The following is a 17,091-nucleotide window of genomic DNA, read 5'->3' as shown; positions in this document are numbered from 1 at the left end:
CCCCATCGCGGGGATGCGCGGCGTACGAGGGAAGGATAATCCGTGGCGGGTCGCTTTATTTCGACGCACTCGGTTGCTCTGGTCTTGCCGATGCACATCGCGTATGTGCCCGAGCGCGGGGGCTCGGTGCACGCCGAAGCTGCGAGTTCGCGGCCCGGCGGCGGGTTTACGACCCTGTGCGCGGCGGCGGCGATGGGCGTTCCGACTGCGGCGGCCTCACCCCTGGGCACTGGCCCCAACTCCTTCCAACTGCGCCAGCAGCTGGTGGAGGCGGGCGTGGAGGTCCTGACCCCCGAACTGGTCGGTGACATCGGCGTCGTCATTCAGCTGATCGTTGAGGACGGCACGATGCGGTCGGTCGTCACCGCCGGCGTGGAGGCTGAGCCGTCGCGCGCGACCCTCGACTGCATCGAGCTGCGCGAGGGGGACCTCATCCACGTGGCGGCCTCGGACATGACGAACGCCCACGCGGCCGCCGAGCTCAGCGAATGGGCGGCGGCACTGCCTCCCTTCGTCACGCTCGTCGTGTCCGTCTCGCCCGCGGTCGCCCAGGTGCCCGTCGAGGCATGGGAGACGATCTTCGCCCGCGCGGACGTGGTCACCATGAACGACTGGGAGGCCACCACCCTCGCCGACGTTCTGGAGCGCAACAAGCCCGGCTCCACGATCCGCTCCTACATGCGTCCCGACGCGGCCACCGTGCGCCGTTTGGGCGGCACGGGCTGCCACTTGCAGGTGAATGCGGACGCCCCCGTTGTCCACATTCCAGCCTTCGAGGTGACTATCGCCGACACCGCCGGCGTGGGGGACACCCACATCGCGGAGATGTGCGCGGGTCTCGTCATGGGCTACGACCTGGAGACCGCGTGCCTGATGGCGAACGCGGGCGCGGCGCTGGCAATTTCCCACGAGTCTGCCCTGCCCGTGCCGACGCGCGAACAGGTTGAGAATGTGCTCGAAACCGGGGTTGTTACGAACACCCTGCGCTGATCTCGCGCGGCGCGCCTCCTGCCCGCGAACCGACTGGGCGATATCGTGGAGGGATCATGGCACAATCGTCTCCTCGTTCCTCTTCTGGTAAGGCTCCCGCGCGCCCGCGCGCCAAAACGGGCAAGTCCCGACCGGCCGCCAAGCCCGAGCCCACGCCCCAGCCGACACAGCCCGGCTTCCTCGCCCGCTTTTTCGCTGGCGTCGCCCGCGCGGGGGTCGTCGTGGCGCGCGCCTGGAAGGCCACGGACCCGCAGGTCAAGCGCGACGCCGCAGCTTTCGTGTCGCTCGCCGCAGCGATCGTCATCGCCCTGCGCGAATGGTTCCAGATTTCCGGCGAGGCCGGGGACGCCATCCACTACGCATCCGCCGGACTCTTCGGCATCTTCTCCGTCGTGCTGCCCCTGCTCCTCGTCGCCCTGACCTGCGAGTTGGTGTCCGCGAGGTCGGGTCGCTCCGCCCTGCCTCACCACGTGGCCGGTGGCATCGGCATCACGTTGGCCCTGAGCGGCCTCGTGCACATCTCGCGCGGCAACCCCGGCATGGGGGAGGAACCCGGAATCGACGCGGCGGGCGGCCTCCTCGGCTGGTTTATCGCCCGCCCGCTGGCCCTCCTGGTCTCCTCCTGGGGCGCCGGCGCACTCCTCGTCCTGCTGCTGATCTACTCGATCCTGCTGGCCACCCGCACGGCCGTGGCCGACGTGCCCGCGCGTCTGCGTGACCTCGCCGCCCACCTGAGCGGGGGGAATAAAAAGGACGGCGAGGCCGAGGCTGGTCAGGAGGATACGGCGAAGAAGGCTCGCCGCAAGTCCCGCAAGGACCTGGCCGCCGGAGACGACGCTTTCCTTGACGAATACGACGGCGATGAATCCTTCCGCCAGGCGGCCGAGACGGAATCTGTGGACAAGACCCGCCTCCTCGAATCCGGCCCGGTCCCCGTGTCCTCGCCCGATCCTGCGCCCAAGCCACGGCCTCGTCCCACGAGCCCGGACGCGCCCACCGAGATGCTCACCCAGATGCGTCCCGTCCTGACCGACCAGCAGGTGCCCGCCCACGTCCCGGCTCACGAACCCGAACCCGAGGACGAACCCGCGCCCCCGCCGATCACCGACGAGCCCGATGGTGCATTCCAGCCCAACCTGGACGACTCGATCACCTACACGCTGCCCTCCGGCGACCTGCTCGTCTCCGGGCCACCCCACATGACGCGCTCGGCCGTCAACGATCAGGTCGTCGCCGCCCTCGCGCAAGTCTTTGAAGACTTCAACATCGACGCGCGGGTCACCGGCTTCTCCCGCGGCCCGACGGTGACCCGCTACGAGGTCGTGCTCGGCGCCGGCGTCAAGGTCGACAAGCTCACCAACTTGTCGAAGAACATCGCCTATGCGGTGGCCTCGGCCGACGTGCGTATCCTCGCGCCGATTCCCGGCAAGAGCGCCATCGGCATCGAGATCCCCAACGCCGACCGCGAGAACGTGGCCCTCGGCGACGTCCTGCGCTCCTCGGCTGCGCGCCGCAACCAGCACCCGCTCGTCGTCGGCGTCGGCAAGGATGTCGAGGGCGGCTACGTCGTCACCAACCTGGCCAAGACCCCGCACATGCTGGTGGCCGGCCAGACGGGTTCGGGTAAGTCCTCCTTCGTCAACTCCATGATCACCTCGATCATGATGCGTGCGACCCCCCAGCAGGTGCGCATGATCCTGGTCGACCCCAAGCGCGTGGAGCTCACGATCTACGAGGGCATCCCGCACCTCATCTCGCCCATCATCACCGACGCCAAGAAGGCCGCCGAGGCCCTCGAATGGGTCGTCAAGGAGATGGACGCGCGCTACGACGACCTGTCGGACTACGGCTTCAAGCACATCGACGACTTCAACAAGGCGGTCGCCTCCGGGCAGGTGCAGGCCAAGCCAGGCCTGCAGCGCACCCTGCACCCCTACCCGTATCTGCTCGTGGTCGTCGACGAGCTCGCCGACCTCATGATGGTCGCCCCCCGCGATGTGGAAGCCTCCATTCAGCGCATTACGCAGCTCGCGCGCGCCGCCGGCATCCACCTGGTGCTGGCCACCCAGCGCCCCTCGGTCGACGTCGTCACCGGCCTCATCAAGGCCAACATCCCCTCGCGACTGGCGTTTGCGACCTCCTCGCTCACCGACTCGCGCACGATCCTCGACCAGCCCGGCGCCGAAAAGCTCATCGGCCAGGGCGACGCCCTCTACCTGCCCGCCGGCGCCTCCAAGCCCATGCGCGTGCAGGGCGCGTGGGTCTCCGAATCCGAGATCCACCAGGTTGTCGCGCACGTCAAGAGCCAGATGGAGGCCCACTACCGCGACGACGTCGTGCCCGATAAGAAGGAAGCCAAGGTCGCCGAAGACATCGGAGACGACCTCGAAGACCTCCTCCAGGCCGCCGAACTCGTCATCTCCACCCAGCTCGGCTCCACCTCCATGCTCCAGCGCAAACTGCGCGTCGGCTTCGCCCGCGCCGGTCGCCTCATGGACCTGCTCGAATCACGCGACATCGTCGGCCCCTCCGAAGGGTCCAAGGCACGCCAGGTCCTTGTCACCCCCGAACAGCTCCCCGAGGTTCTCGCCATGCTGCGCGGTGAATCCACCTCCATCGCCGAGGCCGAGCCCGCACCCGCGGCGGTTTCCGCCGCGCCCGCATCCCCCTCGCCCTCGAGCGGCGCACCCACGGGGGCTCCCAGCCCCGCCGAGGTCAGCGCCAGCACGAGCGCCGTGGGGGAGGGGGCCTCGTCTGCGGGGTCCGCAGACGCGTCTTCTGGTTACGAATCGGGAACGGGACGCGCGCGCGATTCGCGCAACAGCGGGGTAGACCCGTACTCTGGACATGACTTTGGTGGTTCCGCACCCGGCTGGGTGGACGAGGAGCCGGATGAGGACGAGGACGCTTGGCAGCTTACCGGCCGCTAAGAGAGAGGGACCAGCAATGACTGATAACGTGTCACGCGTTCAACGGGACAACAAAGTGCCCCTTGTTAATCTGCCGAACGCGCTGACCCTGGCGCGACTGGTCTTTGTTCCCCTCTTTGTCATCCTCGCCCTGCAGGACTCCTGGGCCATGAAGTGGGCGGCCTTCGTCGTCTTCGCCATTGCCGCCATCACGGACCGCTTCGACGGGCAGCTGGCGCGCTCGTGGAACCAGATCACCGACTTCGGGCGCCTCGTCGACCCCATCGCCGACAAGGCCCTGACCCTGTGCGGCTTCGCCCTGCTGTCCTGGCAGGAGTTCGTGCCGTGGTGGGTCACGGTCCTCATCGCTGTGCGTGAGCTCGGCATCACCGCGATGCGCGCTTTCTTCCTGCGCCGCGGAATCGTCGTCGCGGCCGACTCGCTCGGAAAGGTCAAGACCTTCCTGCAGATCATGGCGCTGGGCACCCTCCTGATCCCGTGGAGTCACTTCTTCGCGATGAATCCGTCGAACGAATGGTGGGTTGTCTGCCTGATTCGCTTTGGCCAGGCTCTGTCCGGCATCGCTTTGGCGATCACTCTCTTCTCCGGCGCGCACTACGTCGTTGCGGGCGTCAAGCTCATGCGTGAGCCCGCTGCTCAGGATGGTGAGGGCGGTGAGGCCGACGACGATTCGGCGAGCGGCTCCGCTCTCGCGGGCCAGCACGTCCAGAGTTGAGTCTGGGTGACGCAACCCATACTCGATTCGACTGCTCGGTGGAATATCCGCTGAATCGCCCGCGTTGACACGGTATGAACGCAACACGACGGGCGGTGGCATAGCGTCACGGTGTTCCGATGCGCGAACTAACAATGCGTCCCTCAAATCAGAACGGCTACAGTAACGGTATGGAAAAGACACTGAGCGAAACCCCGCTGCTGCGCAGCGAACTGGGCGATGTCCTGCGCGGCATCCGCCAGCGCCAGGGTCGAACCCTGCGCGAAGTCTCCTCTGAAGCACAGGTGTCCCTGGGCTATCTCTCCGAAGTTGAGCGCGGGCAGAAGGAAGCGTCCTCCGAGCTGCTCGAGGCCATCACCTCCGCTCTGCGCGTCCCCCTCTGGTTCGTCCTGCGTGAGGTCTCCGAGCGCATGGCGATCATCGATGGTGCGGTCATTCCCGACGCGGTGCCCGATAATCTTGTGCCTGTCACGCTGATCTCCTGACGCGTGAAGCACTCCGAGTTTTACGATGCGGTCGAGGCGACCTTCGGGTCGGCCCTCGGCCGCTCGTATGTCTGCGATCTGTACCTCGCCTCGCTGGGCGCCACCGCGCGCGATGCGCTGGCCTCCGGGGTGAATCCAGACGAGGTCTGGGCTCAGCTCTGCGAAGAAACCGGGCGCGAGGATGCGCGCTGGATTCATCGCATCGATCCTCGCGAGCGGGGGCACTAGGCCTTCCTGTCATCCGACGCGTCGCTGCGTCGGTGTGTGCCGCTGCGTGTTATCGCACCTGTCCGACGGTTCGGCGTGTCGCCTGGGAGTCGAACACCTGTTCCATCTAAGCTTGTGCGCGACGAATCGTCCACGCGTGTCGTCCACAGGGGCGCCGCGCGCGGGACGCAGATGACGATGGCCGGTCGCATACTCGTCATGTCGCCTCGGAGAGGGGCGTCATCCAGGTCAGGACACTCGCAGGTCGGAGAGGCCTCGAACGAAAGGATCATCATGGCAGCCCGTAAAGCATCGGCGGCAAAGACCGTCACGAACGACCGCAACAAGGCGCTCGAAGTAGCCCTGTCGCAGATCGATAAGCAGTTCGGCAAGGGCTCCGTTATGCGCCTGGGTGACGACAATCGTCCCCCGGTTCAGGTGATCCCCACCGGCTCTCTCGCCCTGGACGTGGCGCTGGGCATCGGCGGTCTGCCTCGCGGCCGTGTGATCGAGGTCTACGGTCCCGAATCCTCCGGTAAGACCACGGTCGCGCTGCACGCCGTGGCCAACGCGCAAAAGGCCGGCGGAAACGCGGCCTTCATCGACGCCGAGCACGCCCTCGACCCCGTCTACGCCCGCGCGCTCGGCGTGGACACCGACTCCCTCCTGGTCTCCCAGCCCGACACGGGCGAGCAGGCCCTGGAGATCGCCGACATGCTGATCCGCTCGGGCGGCATCGACATCATCGTCATCGACTCGGTCGCGGCGCTGGTACCCAAGGCCGAAATCGAAGGTGAGATGGGTGACTCGCACGTGGGCCTGCAGGCGCGCCTCATGAGCCAGGCGCTGCGTAAGATTACGGGCGCTCTGTCCGCGACCGGGACCACCGCGATCTTCATCAACCAGCTGCGCGAAAAGATCGGCGTGTTCTTCGGCTCCCCGGAGACCACGACGGGCGGTAAGGCACTGAAGTTCTACGCATCCGTGCGCATCGACGTGCGCCGCATCGAGACCCTCAAGGAAGCCGGCTCGCCCGTGGGTAACCGCACGCGCGCCAAGGTGGTCAAGAACAAGATGGCCCCGCCCTTCAAGCAGGCCGAGTTCGACATCGTCTACGGAAAGGGCATCTCTCGCGAGGGCTCGATCATCGACATGGGCGTCGAGGCCGGCATCGTACGCAAGTCCGGCTCCTGGTTCACCTACGGGGACGACCAGCTGGGCCAGGGCAAGGAGAACGTGCGTCAGTTCCTGGTGGACAACCCCGAGCTGGCCAACGAAATCGAGCAAAAAATTCTGATCGCCCTGGGCATCGCCGAGGAACCCGAACCGGAGAAGGGGGCCAAGAAGGCTCCCGCCGTCGACCCGGACGAGGACGCAGGCTTCTGAGCCGTGGTGCGCTATCTGGATCCGGAGGATCATCCGGAGCTGGGGGAGGAGCGCGTTCGGCGTACCTCCCCCGGGGAGCGTCTCGCCAGGGCGCGCGAACGTAACGCAGCCTTGACGGGAACGGCTGCCATCGAGGCCGCGCGCGAGGTTGCTCTGCGTAAGCTCGATGCGCGTGCCTGTTCGCGCGCCGAGCTGACCGGCGCTATCGAGGGCCGTGGCTTCAGCGCCGAGCTGGCGCTCCAGGTTGTCGACCGACTCGAGGCTGTGGGGCTGGTGGATGACCAGGCCTACGCTGACGCGCTCGTGCGCTCGCGTTTTGCGGGCACGGGCGCGTCGGGTCGCGCGCTGCGCGAGCTGCTTGTCCGTAAGGGCCTGGACGCGCCGGTCATCGAGCACGCTCTGTCGCAGATCGATCGGGATGACGAGGCGGAGCGGGCCGCGCAGCTCGTGGCCCGCAAGCGCCGCTCCCTGGCCGGTGTTCCCCGCGACACGGCCTACCGGCGACTGTGCTCGATGCTGGCCCGCAAGGGCTATTCACCGGCTGTGGCATCCAATGCGGTGCGAGAAGCCCTGGATGAATGGCATGCTGGTAGTGCGGACGACGGTGAGTGCTGGAGTTGGGAGGTGTCCTGAGAATGGACGACGCGCAGGTTGCACGATTGATCCAAGAGCTGGCGCGGCGCGCTCTCACGGTTGCGACCGCTGAATCGCTGACGGGCGGGGGCCTCGTCTCCCGCTTGGTTGACGTTCCCGGCGCCTCCCACGTCGTACGCGGAGGAGCCTGCACATACGCGGTGGACACCAAGGCCTCGGTCCTGGGGGTCTCGCGTGAGCGCCTCGCGCTGACCGGCCCCGTCGACGAGCAGGTGGCCCGGCAGATGGCGGAGGGTGCGCGCAGCCTCTTTGGCGCCACCATCGGACTGTCGACGACGGGCGTGGCGGGCCCGGGCCCTGCCGACGGCTTCCCGGCCGGCACCGTCCACATCGCCTGCGCCCACCCCGGTGGCACACAGCATCGCCTCCTCCATGTGGAGGGGGATCGGACACAGGTGCGCGCGGGTACGATTGACGCCGCTCTCGTCCTCTTGCGTGACGTGCTCGACTGCGCTGGCGGCCACGCGCACGACTAGACTGTGGTGCGATGAATACGACGACCACGCAGCTAGACGCCTTGCCTCGCACCTACGCGGTGCGCACGCTTGGCTGTCAGATGAACGAACACGACTCCGAACGAATGGCGGGTCTGCTGGAGCAGGCAGGCCTCGTCCCCGTTGACACGGTCCCCGAGGCCGCCGCGCGCGCGACAGACGCGGGCGACATGGGTGCCGACGTCGTCGTCATCAACACCTGCTCGGTTCGTGAGAACGCCGCGACCCGCCTCTTTGGTAACCTCGGCCAGCTGGCCGCCGTCAAGCGTGAGCGTCCGGGCATGCAGATTGCGGTCGGAGGCTGCCTGGCTCAGCAGATGCGCGACGGCATCGTCGCCAAGGCCCCGTGGGTGGACGCCGTCTTCGGCACCCACAACATCGACGTTCTCCCGGCGCTCCTGCGCCGTGCCGAGCACAACCGCAAGGCCGCCGTCGAAATCGAGGAATCCCTCAAGGTCTTCCCGTCGACCCTGCCGACTCACCGAGACAGCGCCTTCGCGGCGTGGGTGTCGATCTCTGTGGGCTGCAACAACACCTGCACGTTCTGCATCGTGCCGCACCTGCGCGGCAAGGAACGTGACCGCCGCCCCGGCGACATCCTCGCAGAGGTCGAGGCCGTGGCGTCCCAGGGCGCCATCGAGGTGACCCTGCTGGGTCAGAACGTCAACTCCTACGGCGTGGGCTTTGGCGAGCGCGGCGCGTTCGCCGACCTGCTGCGCGCGGTGGGCCGCGTCGAGGGCATTGAGCGCGTGCGTTTCACGTCGCCTCACCCGGCTGCGTTCACCGATGATGTCATCGCCGCGATGGCGGAGACGCCCACCGTCATGCCGAGCCTGCATATGCCGCTGCAGTCGGGATCCGACGCGATTTTGCGCCAGATGCGTCGCTCCTACCGGCGCGAGCGTTTCATGGGGATTCTGGAGCGCGTGCGCGCCGCGATTCCCGAGGCAGCTATCACGACGGATATCATCGTGGGCTTCCCCGGCGAGACCGAGGAGGACTTCCAGGCGACCCTTGACGTCGTGGAACAGGCTCGTTTCACGTCGGCGTTCACCTTCCTGTACTCGCGCCGCCCGGGAACTCCTGCGGCCGACCGCGAGGACCAGGTGCCCGACGACGTGGCTCTCGAGCGCTACCAGCGCCTCGTCAAGCTTCAGGAGCGCATCTGCGCCGAGGACAACGCCGCGCTGGCCGGCACCGACGTGGAGATTCTCGTCTCCGAGGGCGACGGCCGCAAGGATGGCTCGACGCACCGCATCTCTGGGCGCGCCCGCGATAATCGCCTCGTGCATGTCGCCCTTCCCGAGGGCCTCGCGCAGGCTGATCGCCCGCGTCCGGGCGACATGATTCGCGCGACGGTCACCTACGGTGCGCCCCACCACCTGATCGCGGACTCCGGCGCTCAGGGCGGCCTCTTCGAGGTGCGCCGCACGCGCGCTGGCGATGCGTGGCAGGCGCGCCAGGCGAAGGACGAGCCGGACACCGCCGTGTCCCTGGGCATCCCGACCCTGCGTGTGGGCGCCCCGCGCTGATACCCGACACGACACCTCACCGCCCGGATGATCCCTCATCTGGGCGGTGATCTGCAGATACTCGCGCTGCTCGTCAATCACCTGTACGGGGGCCTCGCGTGCCTGCACATTTTCCCACCAACATGCGGAAAATCGGGAAAATGTCGTGCGTGAAAGCCGCGTGAAATGCCGCCCTCAGTATTACCTTTGTCTCGTGGCGGTCGTCACGATGTTGAGGCGGCCGGCATGCGGGAGCACTCTCGGTAGTGCGGGTCGATTCGAGCCCCCCTATGCGACCCGTAACTCTATACCGCGCAGGCGGTATGCGTTTCGCCGTCGCATGTAGTCGGCGCACACTCACCGAGAGTGCCCCGCTCCTGTCAGGAACGGGGCACTGGTGGAGGGCGCAGCCAGCGGCGACAGGCTACTGCTCGGAATCCTCAGATTCGTCGAAGAGGGTGGGCAGCTCCTCGGCGGCCTGCAGGCCGATGATGAGGCCGCGGCGGGCCATCGCGTGGATCTGGCGATCCGACAGGCCCTCGCCGACGAAGAATCGGGAGGCAGCCACGAGGATCCAGTTGTCGCCGTTCTCGATGGGGAAGACAGTGGGCTGGAGGTGCCCGACGTTCCAACGGTTCGCGAGCTCCTGCAGGGAGATCTCGGTGTGGCCCTCGCCCGGGGGGACGATGCGGGTCTCGACCTGCGCCCACGGGGCGTCGGCGGGCTCGCGGTGGATCTGCAAGGGGACGTCGTTAAGCCAGGTGGCGACGATGAACTCGTCGGATTCGCATTCCAGGCCGTCGCCTTCCAGGACCGTCACGATGCGCTCGATGGTCAGCTCGGAGACCTCGGTGCCCCACTTGGCGGCGTATTCGTCGGGTTCCATGGCTGGGTTGGCGGGAGCGGCCTGCGCGGGCTGCTCGGGGGTGGGGGTTGCTTCCCCGTCTTCGCCGAAGGTAAAGCTCTTCCACTCAGGCATTGTCGGCCTCCTGGGTCCACTGGTCGGGGAACATGATGTCGATCTGGTTCATCATCGAGATGGCGGCCATGATGAACTGGTGGACTTCCGCGCCCACCTGTGCGTCGGTCGCGCCGACCACCCAGTTGAAGGTGTGCTGCAGGTGCAGCGCAATGGCGCCCGTCTCCGTCACCGTGGAGGTGACCTTGGGAAGGTACGTGGAGGCGTTGAGGCGGCGGACCGCAGAGGCGATCTGGTCAGCGTGGTCGGCGTGGAAGAAACGCGGGTAGTCGGCCACACCCTGGGCGGGCCGGCCCTCGGGCGCCGCGATGCGCACGGTTCGGTTGGGCAGGATTGCCGCGATCTGGCCGGTGGCGGAGGTGAAGGGGATCAGGCCGACGGCTTCGACCGCCGTCGTGATCCGGTCGAGTGTGACCGGAGGAGTATCTGTTGTGCTCATGGCCTTAAGACTAGCCGTTGTCGGAGGGGAGCGGGGGGAGGCACCCGTACACTGGGAGACATGGAGTCTTGTATGACATGTGCGTCAACGATCGTGTGCGCGGTCGTGGGTCCCACGGCCTCGGGTAAGTCCGACCTGGCCCTGGAGCTGGCGGTGCGCCTCCCGCGGGCGCTGGGTGCGCGCGGGGCGGGCGAGATCGTCTCGGCGGACGCCCTCCAGCTGTATCGGGGGATGGACGTGGGGACGGCCAAGACCCCGGTGGCGCAGCGCCGCGGAATCGCCCACCACCAGATCGACGTGCTCGACGTGCGCGACGAGGCCTCGGTGGCCGCCTACCAGAAGCATGCGCGCGCCGACGTCGCCGGGATTCACGGGCGCGGGGGTGTCGCGGTGGTCGCGGGCGGTTCGGGACTGTATCAGCGCGCGCTCCTGGACGTCATTGAGTTTCCGGGCACGGATCCCGCGCTGCGCGCCCGCCTGGAGGAGGAGGCCGCCGGGCCGCTGGGCTCGCGCGGCATGCACGAGCGCTTGGCGGCCCTGGACCCGGTGTCGGCCGAGCGCATTGATCCGCACAACGCGCGTCGCATCGTGCGAGCCCTGGAGGTTATCGAGCTGACGGGCAGGCCCTATTCGGCGTCCATGCCCCGCCACGAGTTCGTGGCCCCCGCGCTGATGGTGGCGTTGCGTCGCCCGATGGACAAGCTCGACGAACGTATTGCCCTGCGTACCCGGCAGATGCTGGCCGCTGGCCTCATCGAGGAGGTTCGCGCCCTCATCGACGAGGGCCTGCGCGAGGCCAAGACCGCCTCGCGGGCGACGGGCTATGCCCAGGCGCTCGCGGTGATCGACGGGGTGATGAGCGAGGAGGAGGCCGTGGAATCCATCGCGCTGGCCACCCGTCAGCTGGCCCGGTGCCAGGTCAAGTGGCTGCGCCCGGATCCGCGCGTGCACTGGCTGGACGTGGAGGAGTTCGACTCGGACGAGGCCGTGGCGGCCCACGTGGTCGAGCTGACGGAGCGCGCGGCCGAGGCTGCCCTGGCACGCTCGTCACGCGGGCGGCGGCTGCGTGAGGCGGGTGCCCGCGCTACGGTGGATTCATGAAGAACTCGCAGCTGCCCTCCCATGCCCGTGTTGTCAAGGCGCACGGTGCCGGTAATTCCTTCGTCGTGGCCACGGATCGCTTTGACGACTATGACCCGAGCGAGGCCGAGGTCGCGACCCTGTGTTCCCCGGCGTTTGGGATCGGCGCGGACGGCTTCATTCGCGCGGTCGAGTGCGACGGGATGTGGTTCATGGACTACCGCAACGCGGATGGTTCGAAGGCGGAGATGTGCGGCAACGGCGTGCGCGTCTTCGTCGATCACCTGCGCCGCGAGGGACTCGTGGATTTGCCGGTTGGACAGACGCTGGATGTGGCCACGCGCGGCGGCATCAAGCGCGTGACCCCGGAATCGGAGGACGAGGGGCAGGGCGCGAGCTACCGCGTCGACATGGGTCCGGCGGCGTCTCCGGCGCGCGAGACGATCGACGTGCGAGTCCCGGGCATCGACGGCGTGTTGGGCGGTATCTGGGTGGACATGCCCAACCCGCACACGGTCGTCGAGCTGGCCGACGAGGCGACCCTGCGCGCCGTCTTCTTGCCCACCGTGGACGTGTCCATGATTCCGCCCGCCGCGCGCCCCTCCTACGACCCCGCGCCCGAGGCGGGCACGAACCTGGAGCTGGTCGTGGACCTCACGCAAGCCGGGCAGGAGCAGGGGCACATCGCCATGCGCGTCCTCGAGCGCGGCGTGGGGGAGACCCAGGCGTGCGGAACCGGCTGCTGCGCGGCGGCCCTGGCCACCGCCCTGCGTCGGGGACCGGGCGCCCCCACCCAGTGGAGGGTCGACATCCCCGGCGGCACGGTAACCGTGGGCCTGGACGACGTCATCGACTGGAGTGGCGAGACCCCGCGCATCACGGATGCCTCCGTGTTCCTGACAGGCCCCGCCACGCGCGTGGCCGACATCCGCCTGTCCTGACCCGAGGGAGCCTGCGAGGACCCGGGGACGAGGCCACGGCCTCGTCACGGGAACCGACCCCTTAGGCGGGGCGAACCTCGATAATGCGGAAGCCCTTCTTGGAGGCGAACTTGGAGGCCTGGAAACCCCGGCCATTGAGCCAGCCGATGAGCGAGTCAGCGCCCAGGTTGCGCTGGACGACCAGGTAGGCGACGCCCGTCGGGGCGAGGCGGCCCAGCCACGACGCCAGCATCTCGTGCATCGCCTCCTTGCCGATGCGCACCGGCGGATTGGACCAGATGACGTCAAAGCGCGTGTCCGTCTCGGCGGAGGCGGCCAGCGCCTCCTCGGCCTTGAGTGTGCGCACCCCGGCGGCCCCGTTGGCAGCCGCGTTACGAGCCGTCAGATCCAGGGCACGCGAGTTGACGTCCACCGCCCACACGCTCGCGCCCGGCGACTCCAGCGACATGACGGTCGCGATCGGACCCCAACCGCACCCCAGGTCCAGGAAGGTCCCGCCCTTGGGCAGGTCGGGCGCGACGGAAAGCAGCTGACGGGTCCCCAAGTCCAGCTTGGAACCCGAAAAGACGCGCGACGACACGCACATCGACAGATCGAAGCCGCGGGCGCTCACCTCGATCACGTGAGTCTCGTCGGCGCTCGCGGGGGCAGAGTCGGTGAAGTACTGTTCGTCCACGGAAGAAAGCCTATCGCGCCCGCGCGCGCAGGCGCAGATGAGGGCCCGCCGTGCGACACTGGAAGCCCCCACGTGAAGGACGGATATGGACACCACTCCCACCGATTCCAACGCCTCGATCGAGGAACGCGACCAGCGCGTCAACGACGTCGTCGCGCGCATTCTCGCGCGCTCGGCAGCGGCGCTCTCCTCGACCGCGGGACAGGACAACTCGGGGGACGCAGGCGCACTGGAACGCGACGCCCGCGCGGGCACGCGCCGCGTCGACACGGGTGCCTCCGACCGTGAGGACATCTCCGAGGTCGAATACCGCCAGGTGCGACTCGAAAAGGTCGTGCTCGTGGGCCTGCGCACCACGCAGAGCGAGGAAGAGGCCGAGAACTCGCTGCGCGAGCTCGCCGCGCTCGCGGAGACCGCCGGTTCGCGCGTGCTCGATGGCATTATCCAGCGCCGCATGAAGCCCGACCCGGCGACCTACCTGGGATCCGGCAAGGCCCGTGAGCTGGCCGAGATCGTGCGCGCGGTGGAGGCCGACACGGTCATCGTCGACGAGGAGTTGGCCCCCTCCCAGCGCCGTGGGCTGGAGGACGTCGTGGACGCCAAGGTTGTGGACCGCACGGCCCTCATTCTCGATATTTTCGCCCAGCACGCCAAGTCCCGTGAGGGCAAGGCCCAGGTTGAACTTGCGCAGCTCGAGTATCTGCTGCCGCGTCTGCGCGGCTGGGGTGAGTCGATGTCCCGTCAGGCTGGCGGTCGCGTCGCGGGCGGCGCGGGCATCGGCTCTCGCGGCCCCGGTGAGACCAAGATCGAGCTGGACCGCCGCCGCATCCGCACGCGCATGGCGAAGCTGCGCGCGGACATCGCGCGCATGGAACCCGCCCGTCGAACCCAGCGCAACTCGCGCCGCCGCGGGGGAGTGCCCTCGGTGGCCATTGCCGGGTACACGAACGCGGGCAAGTCCACGCTGCTGAACCGTCTGACGGACGCGGGCGTCCTCGTCCAGGACGCGCTCTTCGCGACCCTGGACCCGACCGTGCGCCGGGCGCGTGCCGCGGATGGGCGCGAGTACACGCTCACCGACACGGTCGGCTTCGTGCGCAACCTGCCCACCCAGCTGGTTGAGGCATTCCGCTCGACCCTGGAGGAGGTGGGCCAAGCCGACGTGATCCTGCACGTTGTGGACGCCGCCCACCCCGACCCGGCCTCCCAGGTGCAGGCCGTGCGCGCCGTCATCGACACGATCGAGGGGGCCTCGGACATCCCCGAGCTGATCGCCCTGAACAAGGCCGACCTGGCGTCGCCCGAGCAGATCGCCCTCCTGCGTACGGTCTTCCCCGGCGCGGTACCGCTCAGCGCCCACACCGGCTGGGGCGTGGAGGCGCTGCGCGCGGCCCTGGAGGACATGCTGCCCCGGCCCCGCGTGGCCATCGACGCGATCGTGCCCTACTCGGCGGGCTCGCTGGTCCACCGCATCCACGAGGAGGGTGAGGTCGAGCGCGAGGAGTACGTGGAGACCGGCACTCGGATCGTGGCCCGCGTCGACGAGGCCTTGGCCGCCATCATCGCCCGCGAGGCAGTGGGCGGCATAGCCGACGATGAGCCGGTGAGCGCTTCGTGAGCGAGGATCTGGTCGAGGCCTCGTGCCGCGTCCTCGATGCGGTCGTCGCCGGCATGGGTGGGGCTCCGCGCGAGGGGCAGGCCTCGATGGTCGCCGAGGGCGCCGCTGCCCTGGAGGACCGCGAGCACCTGCTGGTTCAGGCCGGCACGGGAACGGGTAAGTCGCTGGGCTACCTGGTCCCGCTGCTGACGCACTGCGCGACGAATGGGGTGCGCGGCGTCGTCTCGACGGCGACGCTGGCCCTCCAGCGCCAGATTCTGGTCAAGGACGCGCCGGTCGCCGTCGACGCGGTCGCGTCAGAGACGGGCGTGCGCCTGAAGGTCGCTGTGCTCAAGGGGTGGACGAACTACGCGTGCCTGCACAAGCTGGACGGCGGCTACCCGACTGAGGGCACGCTCTTCGAGGATCGTGACATCGGCGTCGGACCGACGGGTGAGCTCGGCAAGGAAATCTTGCGCATCCGCGAGTGGATCACCGAGACCACGACGGGGGATCGCGACGACCTGGTGCCGGGCGTCTCCGACCGCGCATGGCACCATGCCTCGGTCGCCAAGCCCGAGTGCCTGGGCAAGCATTGCCCCCTCATCGACGAGTGCTTCGCCCAAGCCGCGCGCCTGGACGCCTCCGAGGCTGACGTCGTGGTCACCAACCACTCTCTGTTCGGCATCAACGCCTGCGGCGAGGGCGAACTTTTTGGTGAATACGACGCCGTCGTGATTGATGAGGCGCACGAGCTGGCCGACCGCGTGCGCTCCCAGGCGGCCGCGGACATCACGGTGGCCAGGGTCAGCCGCGTGGCCCGATCCTTGCGCTCGAACCTGTCGATCGACTCCACGGACCTGGACGAGGCCGGGGCCGGGCTGGGCGCAGCCATGGCACCCCTGCCCGACGGCCTCCTGGAGTACCGGCCGAGCGCCCTCGTTGACGCGATGATCGTCCTCGACGACGCCGCGCGCCGAGCCAGCCACGAGGTCAGCGAGGCGCAGGGTGAGCCGGCCGCCAAGCTCCTGGCCCGCGCCGCGATCGACGAGCTGATCGGGGCCCTGGACGCGTGGGGACGCGATCCCGACCAATCGATCGCCTACATCACCCGCGACGAGTCCGACAACGCTCGCCTGACGGTGGGGCCCCTGGACGTGTCGGCCGCGATCGGCGGGAATGGCATCGGCGAGCGAGGCGCGATTCTCACCTCGGCGACCCTGGCCCTGGGCGGCAACTTCGATGTCATGGCCGCGGCCACCGGCATGGCCGTGTCGGGCGTGCCCTGGCACGGCATCGACGTGGGCTCGCCCTTCGACCATGCCCACCAGGGGATCCAGTACGTGGCGACCCACCTGCCCCTGCCGGGGCGCGACGGCCCCTCCGAGCAGCTGCTGGACGAGCTCGTGGACCTGGCCCAGGCCTCGGGCGGTGGAGTGCTGGCCCTGTTCGCCTCCCGGCGCGGGGCGACCGTCGGCGCGCAGGCGCTGCGCGAACGCACCGACCTGACGGTCTACCTACAGGGGGAGGAAACCCTCGCCCAGCTGATCGCACGTTTCCGCGCCGAGCGCGACTCGTGCCTGGTGGGCACCATGTCCCTGTGGCAGGGCGTCGACGTCGCCGGGGACGCATGCCGCCTGGTCGTCATCGACAAGATTCCTTTCCCACGCCCCGACGATCCCGTGTCACGCGCACGGTCGATGGACGTCGAACGCAGGGGAGGAAACGGTTTCATGTCCGTGTCCCTGACCCACGCGGCCCTCATGATGGCCCAGGGCGCGGGCCGACTCCTGCGCTCGACGAGCGACCGCGGCGTCGTCGCGATCCTCGACCCGCGCGTGGTGACGAAACGCTACGGATCCTTCATCATGCGCTCCCTGCCGGCCATGTGGCCCACCACGAATCCGGAGGTCGTGCGCGGCGCTCTGCGGCGTCTGAACGCAGCCGGTGATCAGTAGGTGAAGAGTGGTTTTCAACACGTGAAAGATCGTGTAAATTAACCATTAG

General features: G+C 68.4%; 16 protein-coding genes. 13 read left to right on the top strand and 3 right to left on the bottom strand.

The window, feature by feature from the left end; all coding sequences use genetic code 11:
* The first annotated feature begins 90 nt into the window (after positions 1-90).
* From O3669_RS03015 to miaB, 9 genes are all read left to right on the top strand, one after another.
* Positions 91-990 carry a PfkB family carbohydrate kinase gene (locus O3669_RS03015; protein WP_295919637.1) on the top strand — a complete coding sequence of 300 codons (900 nt, stop codon included), beginning with the start codon at positions 91-93 and terminating at the stop codon, positions 988-990.
* A gap of 56 nt (positions 991-1,046) precedes the next feature.
* A complete protein-coding gene (locus O3669_RS03010) occupies positions 1,047-3,920 on the top strand; it encodes a DNA translocase FtsK (protein WP_371523587.1) in 2,874 nt (957 codons plus the stop codon).
* A gap of 16 nt (positions 3,921-3,936) precedes the next feature.
* A complete protein-coding gene (pgsA, locus tag O3669_RS03005) occupies positions 3,937-4,635 on the top strand; it encodes a CDP-diacylglycerol--glycerol-3-phosphate 3-phosphatidyltransferase (RefSeq protein ID WP_314769518.1) in 699 nt (232 codons plus the stop codon).
* Between the two features lie 170 nt (positions 4,636-4,805).
* Positions 4,806-5,120: a helix-turn-helix domain-containing protein gene (locus O3669_RS03000; protein WP_295919609.1), complete on the top strand. Its 315-nt coding sequence runs from the start codon at positions 4,806-4,808 to the stop codon at positions 5,118-5,120.
* Between the two features lie 3 nt (positions 5,121-5,123).
* Positions 5,124-5,348: a DUF3046 domain-containing protein gene (locus O3669_RS02995; protein ID WP_371523586.1), complete on the top strand. Its 225-nt coding sequence runs from the start codon at positions 5,124-5,126 to the stop codon at positions 5,346-5,348.
* Between the two features lie 273 nt (positions 5,349-5,621).
* A complete protein-coding gene (recA, locus tag O3669_RS02990; RefSeq protein ID WP_295919613.1) occupies positions 5,622-6,713 on the top strand; it encodes a recombinase RecA in 1,092 nt (363 codons plus the stop codon).
* Positions 6,714-6,716: 3 nt separating this feature from the next.
* A complete protein-coding gene (locus tag O3669_RS02985; RefSeq protein ID WP_295919614.1) occupies positions 6,717-7,346 on the top strand; it encodes a regulatory protein RecX in 630 nt (209 codons plus the stop codon).
* Positions 7,347-7,348: 2 nt separating this feature from the next.
* A complete protein-coding gene (locus O3669_RS02980) occupies positions 7,349-7,843 on the top strand; it encodes a CinA family protein (RefSeq protein ID WP_295919616.1) in 495 nt (164 codons plus the stop codon).
* An 11-nt stretch (positions 7,844-7,854) separates the two neighbouring features.
* Positions 7,855-9,393 (top strand): tRNA (N6-isopentenyl adenosine(37)-C2)-methylthiotransferase MiaB, encoded by a 1,539-nt coding sequence (gene miaB, locus O3669_RS02975; protein ID WP_295919617.1) that lies wholly within the window; start codon positions 7,855-7,857, stop codon positions 9,391-9,393.
* 403 nt (positions 9,394-9,796) lie between these two features.
* Here miaB and O3669_RS02970 read toward each other — a convergent pair whose 3' ends face one another.
* Together O3669_RS02970 and O3669_RS02965 are read right to left on the bottom strand one after the other, a co-directional pair.
* On the bottom strand, positions 9,797-10,351 hold the full coding sequence (locus tag O3669_RS02970; RefSeq protein ID WP_295919620.1) for a histidine kinase: 555 nt from the start codon (positions 10,349-10,351) through the stop codon (positions 9,797-9,799).
* Positions 10,344-10,790, bottom strand: coding sequence for a histidine kinase (locus O3669_RS02965; RefSeq protein ID WP_295919622.1), 447 nt, complete (start codon positions 10,788-10,790; stop codon positions 10,344-10,346). The genes O3669_RS02970 and O3669_RS02965 overlap by 8 nt, the downstream gene beginning before the upstream one ends.
* A 72-nt stretch (positions 10,791-10,862) precedes the next feature.
* Between O3669_RS02965 and miaA the strand changes: the two genes are divergently transcribed.
* Both miaA and dapF read left to right on the top strand, forming a co-directional pair.
* Positions 10,863-11,891 carry a tRNA (adenosine(37)-N6)-dimethylallyltransferase MiaA gene (miaA, locus tag O3669_RS02960; RefSeq protein ID WP_371523584.1) on the top strand — a complete coding sequence of 343 codons (1,029 nt, stop codon included), beginning with the start codon at positions 10,863-10,865 and terminating at the stop codon, positions 11,889-11,891.
* Positions 11,888-12,811 carry a diaminopimelate epimerase gene (gene dapF, locus O3669_RS02955; protein ID WP_371523583.1) on the top strand — a complete coding sequence of 308 codons (924 nt, stop codon included), beginning with the start codon at positions 11,888-11,890 and terminating at the stop codon, positions 12,809-12,811. Before miaA ends, dapF begins: the two co-directional genes overlap by 4 nt.
* A gap of 61 nt (positions 12,812-12,872) precedes the next feature.
* Here the strand turns inward: dapF and O3669_RS02950 are convergent, their stop codons facing one another.
* Positions 12,873-13,487 (bottom strand): class I SAM-dependent methyltransferase, encoded by a 615-nt coding sequence (locus tag O3669_RS02950; RefSeq protein ID WP_371523582.1) that lies wholly within the window; start codon positions 13,485-13,487, stop codon positions 12,873-12,875.
* Positions 13,488-13,572: 85 nt separating this feature from the next.
* On the opposite strand from O3669_RS02950, the gene hflX reads away from it, so the two are divergent.
* Entirely contained in the window at positions 13,573-15,105 is a 1,533-nt protein-coding gene (gene hflX / locus O3669_RS02945) for a GTPase HflX (protein ID WP_371523581.1), read from the top strand.
* On the top strand, positions 15,102-17,042 hold the full coding sequence (locus tag O3669_RS02940; protein ID WP_371523580.1) for an ATP-dependent DNA helicase: 1,941 nt from the start codon (positions 15,102-15,104) through the stop codon (positions 17,040-17,042). The genes hflX and O3669_RS02940 overlap by 4 nt, the downstream gene beginning before the upstream one ends.
* Positions 17,043-17,091: the final 49 nt, after the last annotated feature.

Origin of the sequence: Pauljensenia sp. 20925_1_34 (assembly GCF_041432775.1) — a bacterium.
Classification (GTDB): domain Bacteria; phylum Actinomycetota; class Actinomycetes; order Actinomycetales; family Actinomycetaceae; genus Pauljensenia.
The sequence above is the reverse complement of the archived record's forward strand: the minus strand, read 5'-3'. Positions and strand labels throughout refer to the sequence as shown.

Bases quoted from the DNA above. Each gene is read 5' to 3' on its own strand.
- O3669_RS03015 (WP_295919637.1), top strand. From the start codon at position 91: ATGCACATCGCGTATGTGCCCGAGCGCGGGGGCTCGGTGCACGCCGAA.
- O3669_RS03010 (WP_371523587.1), top strand. From the start codon at position 1,047: ATGGCACAATCGTCTCCTCGTTCCTCTTCTGGTAAGGCTCCCGCGCGC.
- pgsA (WP_314769518.1), top strand. From the start codon at position 3,937: ATGACTGATAACGTGTCACGCGTTCAACGGGACAACAAAGTGCCCCTT.
- O3669_RS03000 (WP_295919609.1), top strand. From the start codon at position 4,806: ATGGAAAAGACACTGAGCGAAACCCCGCTGCTGCGCAGCGAACTGGGC.
- recA (WP_295919613.1), top strand. From the start codon at position 5,622: ATGGCAGCCCGTAAAGCATCGGCGGCAAAGACCGTCACGAACGACCGC.
- O3669_RS02980 (WP_295919616.1), top strand. From the start codon at position 7,349: ATGGACGACGCGCAGGTTGCACGATTGATCCAAGAGCTGGCGCGGCGC.
- miaB (WP_295919617.1), top strand. From the start codon at position 7,855: ATGAATACGACGACCACGCAGCTAGACGCCTTGCCTCGCACCTACGCG.
- O3669_RS02970 (WP_295919620.1), bottom strand. From the start codon at position 10,351: ATGCCTGAGTGGAAGAGCTTTACCTTCGGCGAAGACGGGGAAGCAACC.
- O3669_RS02965 (WP_295919622.1), bottom strand. From the start codon at position 10,790: ATGAGCACAACAGATACTCCTCCGGTCACACTCGACCGGATCACGACG.
- miaA (WP_371523584.1), top strand. From the start codon at position 10,863: ATGACATGTGCGTCAACGATCGTGTGCGCGGTCGTGGGTCCCACGGCC.
- dapF (WP_371523583.1), top strand. From the start codon at position 11,888: ATGAAGAACTCGCAGCTGCCCTCCCATGCCCGTGTTGTCAAGGCGCAC.
- hflX (WP_371523581.1), top strand. From the start codon at position 13,573: ATGGACACCACTCCCACCGATTCCAACGCCTCGATCGAGGAACGCGAC.